This window comes from Mogibacterium pumilum, assembly GCF_002243385.1.
Lineage (GTDB): Bacteria > Bacillota > Clostridia > Peptostreptococcales > Anaerovoracaceae > Mogibacterium > Mogibacterium pumilum.
Window position 1 is genome coordinate 623,684 of the sequence record NZ_CP016199.1, and the last position, 5,684, is coordinate 629,367.

A 5,684-nucleotide genomic window follows, 5' to 3' on the forward strand; every position below is an offset into this window, starting at 1 on the left:
ATTGGGTATCTAATCCGTGCAGCTTTAAGAGTATCGATACATAATTCTTTCTTCATGTTATCACGCATGATGAGCGATAGGAGCTCCCCTTAAAGCAGTCTATGATCGGTGAAATGTACAGTTTTCCATCGATGTATTGTATCTGAGATATATCTGTAAGTAGCTTAGTATATGGCTTATCTGCGGAGAAGTCCTGCCGGATCAGGTTTTCCTTCTCCTGAATCTCGGTTGTAGCTTTGGTCAGACCTTTAGGTCTGCACTTTCGTTCATGGATTAGTCCCATTTTGAGCATGATTCGTCTGAGCTTTCGTATACCGACCTTTTGCCCTCTTAGCGCAAGAGCCATCTGCGTACGGGAAACTCCATAGTTGTCATTGAATACAGACTCATCAATGATGGTCTGTATAGCTACCGAAAGAACCGCATCCTTGTCAGGCTTACCAAGATTCTTAAGATACCTGTAGTAGCCTGACTCACTCACTTCCAGTAAATGACACATAGAGTTTGCAGACCATTTGCCTTCTCTGTAGTGAATGGATTCATAGCGATGATGCGCTTTTACTTCTTTCGGCTTTCTGCGAAAAAACCGAGGGCATCCTTGAGTATCTTATTGGCTCGCTTGGTTTCACGCAGTTCGGCTTCAAGCTCCTGTATCCGACGATCTTTCTCGTCTACAGGTTTACGTTTGTAACCACTGCTTACAAAATATGAAGCACCTTGATGCTTTCGGATATATCGCCAATCAGCAAGTGTGTAATATGGAATGCCAAGCTGCTCTGCAGCCTTTCTGACACCGATCTCGGCTGAAAGTTCGAGGGCTTCCTGCTTGAATGAATTGTCGTATTGCATAGTTTCACCAATCCTTTCATTGATATACTACCATGAGAATTTGGTGGATTTACAGACTCTACTTAAATGTTACAACTCCCAAAAAGGCATCCCCCAAACTTGATTTCATTTTTTTGCAGACCCCAATTGTTTTTGGAGACCCAATTGGAATCACATAGGTTTCCTCGTTTTGTTTTGCCATTTGATTCTGTATAATTTAGCCGGTGATAATCGGTATATATAAAAGTAGTGATTCAAAAGCGCCGGAAGGGGAAATATAAGGGATAAATATAGTATGTTGCACCGAGTCTTGGAACACTCGTTTCTGAAATTTATGAGAATTTGTTAGGGCATGTCAAATATGACGATGTAATATGTATTTAGTAAATTAATATAGTGCGTGTGGTGTCATTATAATGTATAATATCCGTATTAAATTAAAAACATAAGTATTATTCTTATAAGGAGGTCATATGAAAGCTTCAATTCGTTATGGTAAGAATGTAGCACTTGTTCTAGCATTCTTATTGGCTCTTTTGATGGTTATACCATCCAATATGGCATACGCAGCTACTAAATACACAGCTACAGGTAGCGAGACAGCAGCTGAGTTAACGGCTATCATCGATGGAACAACTACGGATGCATCGGGTAATAAGTACGATGTGATTGAATTCCCTGCAGGAACATACAATTATACAATGACTGCACCGGTTCATATCAGGAGAACTGTCACCATTAAAGCTGATGCCGGAGCCAACGTTGTATTTAATGGTGGTGATTTCAGAGGATATGCAGGTTCAAATACAACCTTTACAGGAGCTGGAAGCTTCCTGCTTAAGAAACCTATTAACTACGGTATATGGTCTAATGATGCATCAGTAAAGTTTAATTTTGAAAACACGAATTTCACTATAGATGGTGCACCTGGATTTGGTTTATATGGACTATCAGGTGGTAACACCACTAACGTTAAAGGCGGCACATTTGTAATTAGAAATTGTTCCACCTCCGGAAATGAAGGAGGATTTGAGCTCGATGGTGGTGCCTTCAATGTATCTGATGGAGCTAAAGTCACTTTCGAAAATAACGGTAATGGCACATTTGGCGATCTCTATATGAACGGAAAGATGACGGTAACCGGTGCTAATACCAAGGTTACAATTAATGAGAGCAGAGCCGGAAACTCATACGGAATGGTTCTTGCAGGAATAGGTGCCTTGAAAATTGATGGAGCTACAGTAGAAGTTAACACAACAACGGCTTCAAGAGGTATCAATGCCGGCAGCAATGCTGCTAATACTATTGATATCGTTAAGGGTGGAAAACTCTTAGTTAAGGCTAAGGGTGGAACAGCGGTTAGTGGCATAAGAAGGGCAAAAGTTACCGCAAGTGATGATAGTATCCTCAAGGTTGAAGGATATAAGTACGCACTTGACGGAAGCCTGCTGTATACCAGCGGTAAGCCTCATGTGACACTTGATGGAGAAACGTTTGACAACGGTTCAGTACCTATACTTACAGGAGGAACTAACGGTTCGGTTATCATGGGCGGCTCGGTACTTGAGGATTACAAAGAGCATGTAGTTGATGGTGTAGTAACTCCTACTGCAGGTGGTAATCAGGTTGCAAAACAGCCTGAAAATGCTAACGGAGAGTTGCTAACACGTTTTGATATCAAGGGCTTTTCAAATAAATCTATCAATATAGCAGCTGACCCGGCTAATGCTGCACATTCTGCTTACACATATAATGTAGGCGAGAATCACAATGGGGTAGCATACGTGTGGGCGCCGGCTGTAAAGGTGAATTTCTGGGAGACCAAGGAAGCGCTTGATAATAATGATAATAGCAAGATGATAAAGTCTCTCACAACTATCCGTGGCAATAACCTAAAGTTAGTTGGAGCAGTCGCACCATCAGAACCTGCAGCACCTGCAGGAAAGGTATTCTCTCACTGGGTGAATGCCGAGACAGGGCAGGCATTTGATGTGAATACAGCACTTGTTAAGGGTGAAACTAATGTGTATCCTGAGTACAAGGATGCTACAACACAAACTCCTTCAAATAAGGTAGAGAAGAAAGTTATAAAGGTTCAAAAGGTGGGACCAAAGACTGGAGATGTTCAGAGAGTTGCCCTTTATGCAGGAGTTCTTATTGTAACAATCATTGCTCTAATAAGTGTTGTAAGGTTAAAACGCAGAGCTTAATTCGATAATTAACGATATATACACTAGATCAACAGCTGTGAATCAAGCTGGTTGTGGGGAATAAAGCCTACAATTAGACTGATATTTAGCACACAAAAGTAATAGGCAAATGCAGAATCGTGCATTTGCCTATTACTTTTTTAGGGATTATAGGATAAAATAGCTGGAAAAAATCGCTGTTGTTAAGCAATCTATACTAACTGAAAAAAATATTATTCCATTTCATAAACATTTCATATATCTTCAGTAATATTTGACTTGTTAAGGCAAATGCCCAATGAGGAAATCTAGAAGGAGGATGAATGTAAAGTGATAAAAAATGCAATAGCCTATGTCACCAGGCGTAGGTACAGGGCACTTATAATCTTCGTGATTTTGACTGTGGTTCTCGCATGTATACATGTGTGTTTAAATATAATTGTATCTAGCGACAGTATGGAGCGAACATTATATAAGGCCTCTAATTCATCGTTATCAATAGTCCGAAAGGCTGAGCAAAGCACTTTTGAACTCAACAAATTTGATGAGTTGAAGCGAATCAAGGAGATTAGTAATATTGTGCCGGAGTACGAAGGTATAGCTAGCCTTGAAGGGAGCAATGTTGTATCAGGCAAACAGACTGTAAGACGAGATGACGTATCAGGAGATTTAAGCAACGCAGCTGCTGTGAGGGCGACCGGAAGTACAAAGCGAGAATTGCTATTCAGCAGTGGTGTATTTACCCTAGAAAAAGGTAGACACATCTCATCAAAAGACAAGGGAAAAGTTCTGGTTCATAAAGAGTTTGCAGATCGAAACAAACTTAAATTACATGATAAAGTAAAACTAAAATTTCTAAAAACAGATGGGAGTACTTCATCAAGTGGAGAAACTCAAACTCTCGAAATCGTCGGGATTTTCTCCGGTAAGATGCAGGAACAACATACAGGTCTGCCATCAGATCTCAGTGAGAACACGATGTTTGCCGATTATGAATCCAGCCAAAAAGGATTAGGGTATGAAGGCGGTAATCGAGTTGTTAACAAGGTAACTGTTACAGCAAACAGTCCTGAAAAGCTGGAAACTGTAGAGAAAAAAATAAAGAAACTCGACGTTGATTGGTCGAGCTTTGAAGCGACTAAGAATAATGGAGCTTTTCAAGAGGCCGCAAAATCTCTTACCGGTATAAGAAAAATCATGAGAGTCATGACAATGGCAATTCTAGGAGGAGGTACAATTGTACTTTCGCTTATATTAGTACTGTGGTTAAGGGAGAGAATTTATGAGATTGGGATTCTTTTATCTATTGGTGTAAGTAAAGCGGCGATAGTTGGACAGTTTATACTGGAACTAATATTCGTATCAATACCGGCGATGATAGCTTCATTTATAATCGGGAAAATTGCACTATCGTTCATTGTAGGCGGATTTGTAGGAAGTGATGAAACGGGTGCTTTGGCACGAGGGTTAAGTGAAGGGGGCATTAGTAGTGAGCTCATGACATTTGCAATGAGTTATGCATTGCTCATAGTAATAATAATCGTTTCGGTTGCTATAACATCTGGAGCAATTCTAATACGTAGCCCAAAGGAAATACTATCTAAAATCAGTTAGGAGAAAGCATGAAGATAATTGAAATTAAAAATGCATCATACAGCTATATTGGCTCGAGAGACAAGGTGCTGTCATCGATTAATTGCAGCTTTGAAGCTGGCAAATTTTACGCTATAACCGGTAAATCAGGTGCGGGAAAGTCGACATTCCTATCCCTTTTGGCAGGACTTGATAGACCTAGCTCGGGAGAGATTTGTTTCAATGGTAAGAGCATAGCATTGCATGGCTATAGCAACCATCGTAGAGATAATATTTCACTCGTGTTCCAGAATTACAATTTAATAGACTATCTAACACCGCTTGAAAATGTTAGGCTTGTAAATAGAAATGCTTCTGATGAACTACTACTGAAGCTTGGTTTAAATAGTAGTGAGATTAAGAGAAATGTGATGAAGTTATCCGGTGGTCAGCAGCAAAGAGTTGCGATAGCAAGAGCACTTGCGTCCGAGGCTCCCGTAATACTTGCAGATGAGCCAACCGGAAACCTTGATGATTCCACCGCAAGCGAGATCATAGGAATTCTTAAGACTTTAGCCCAAGAGCGAAACAAGTGTGTCGTAGTTGTTACACACAGTAAAGAGGTTGCAAATGCGGCAGATGTAGTGATGGAGCTTAGTGGTAAGAAGCTCAAAGAGACGAGAAAGCAGAGCTAGGAGGATGACGATGATAAAAAATGCATTAGCATATGTCACAAGAAAGAGACTGAAATCTCTAATTATACTGCTTGTTATCACAGCGATGGCAACTCTAAGTATGATTGGTCTATCAATCAAGGATGCTACTAATAGAGCAGCAGCCAAGACTTTTGGAAACATAACTAATAGTTTCACTATGGAAATAAACCGCCAGGTTAATGCGGGTACCCCGAGAGGTGGCGGAAATATCCGCAATGAAGATATAAATAAGATCGTTAAATCCGGATATGTAAAAGACTATGTCAAGCGTATAGGAGCAGTAGCTGATCTTGTAGGCTATGACATAATTAGAACTGAAGCGACAAATCGCAATGAGGATGAAGAGCGAATAGAGAAGTTTAAGAGCACGGTAATGGTG

The 5,684-nt window shown here is 40.3% G+C and carries 5 protein-coding genes and 1 pseudogene; 4 read left to right on the forward strand and 2 right to left on the reverse strand.

The genetic code is table 11. The features are described 5' to 3' along the window. Positions 1-52 precede the first annotated feature (52 nt). Both AXF17_RS03055 and AXF17_RS03060 read right to left on the reverse strand, forming a co-directional pair. Positions 53-499, reverse strand: coding sequence for an IS3 family transposase (locus AXF17_RS03055; protein ID WP_094233746.1), 447 nt, complete (start codon positions 497-499; stop codon positions 53-55). A 59-nt stretch (positions 500-558) separates the two neighbouring features. Then, positions 559-849 (reverse strand): hypothetical protein, encoded by a 291-nt coding sequence (locus AXF17_RS03060; RefSeq protein WP_094233747.1) that lies wholly within the window; start codon positions 847-849, stop codon positions 559-561. A gap of 452 nt (positions 850-1,301) precedes the next feature. Here AXF17_RS03060 and AXF17_RS03065 point away from each other — a divergent pair, with 452 nt between their 5' ends. The 4 genes and pseudogenes from AXF17_RS03065 to AXF17_RS09435 form a co-directional block, all read left to right on the forward strand. Further along, a complete protein-coding gene (locus tag AXF17_RS03065; RefSeq protein ID WP_094233748.1) occupies positions 1,302-3,038 on the forward strand; it encodes a sortase in 1,737 nt (578 codons plus the stop codon). A gap of 309 nt (positions 3,039-3,347) precedes the next feature. Then, on the forward strand, positions 3,348-4,631 hold the full coding sequence (locus AXF17_RS03070; RefSeq protein ID WP_094233749.1) for an ABC transporter permease: 1,284 nt from the start codon (positions 3,348-3,350) through the stop codon (positions 4,629-4,631). A gap of 8 nt (positions 4,632-4,639) precedes the next feature. Continuing rightward, positions 4,640-5,284 (forward strand): ABC transporter ATP-binding protein, encoded by a 645-nt coding sequence (locus tag AXF17_RS03075; protein ID WP_094233750.1) that lies wholly within the window; start codon positions 4,640-4,642, stop codon positions 5,282-5,284. Positions 5,285-5,294: 10 nt separating this feature from the next. After that, positions 5,295-5,684, forward strand: a pseudogene (locus AXF17_RS09435) (ABC transporter permease); the annotation flags it as partial.

What these genes read in the sequence shown, in the direction of transcription:
- AXF17_RS03055 (WP_094233746.1), bottom strand. Translation starts at nt 499, where the DNA reads ATGTGTCATTTACTGGAAGTGAGTGAGTCAGGCTACTACAGGTATCTT.
- AXF17_RS03060 (WP_094233747.1), bottom strand. Translation starts at nt 849, where the DNA reads ATGCAATACGACAATTCATTCAAGCAGGAAGCCCTCGAACTTTCAGCC.
- AXF17_RS03065 (WP_094233748.1), top strand. Translation starts at nt 1,302, where the DNA reads ATGAAAGCTTCAATTCGTTATGGTAAGAATGTAGCACTTGTTCTAGCA.
- AXF17_RS03075 (WP_094233750.1), top strand. Translation starts at nt 4,640, where the DNA reads ATGAAGATAATTGAAATTAAAAATGCATCATACAGCTATATTGGCTCG.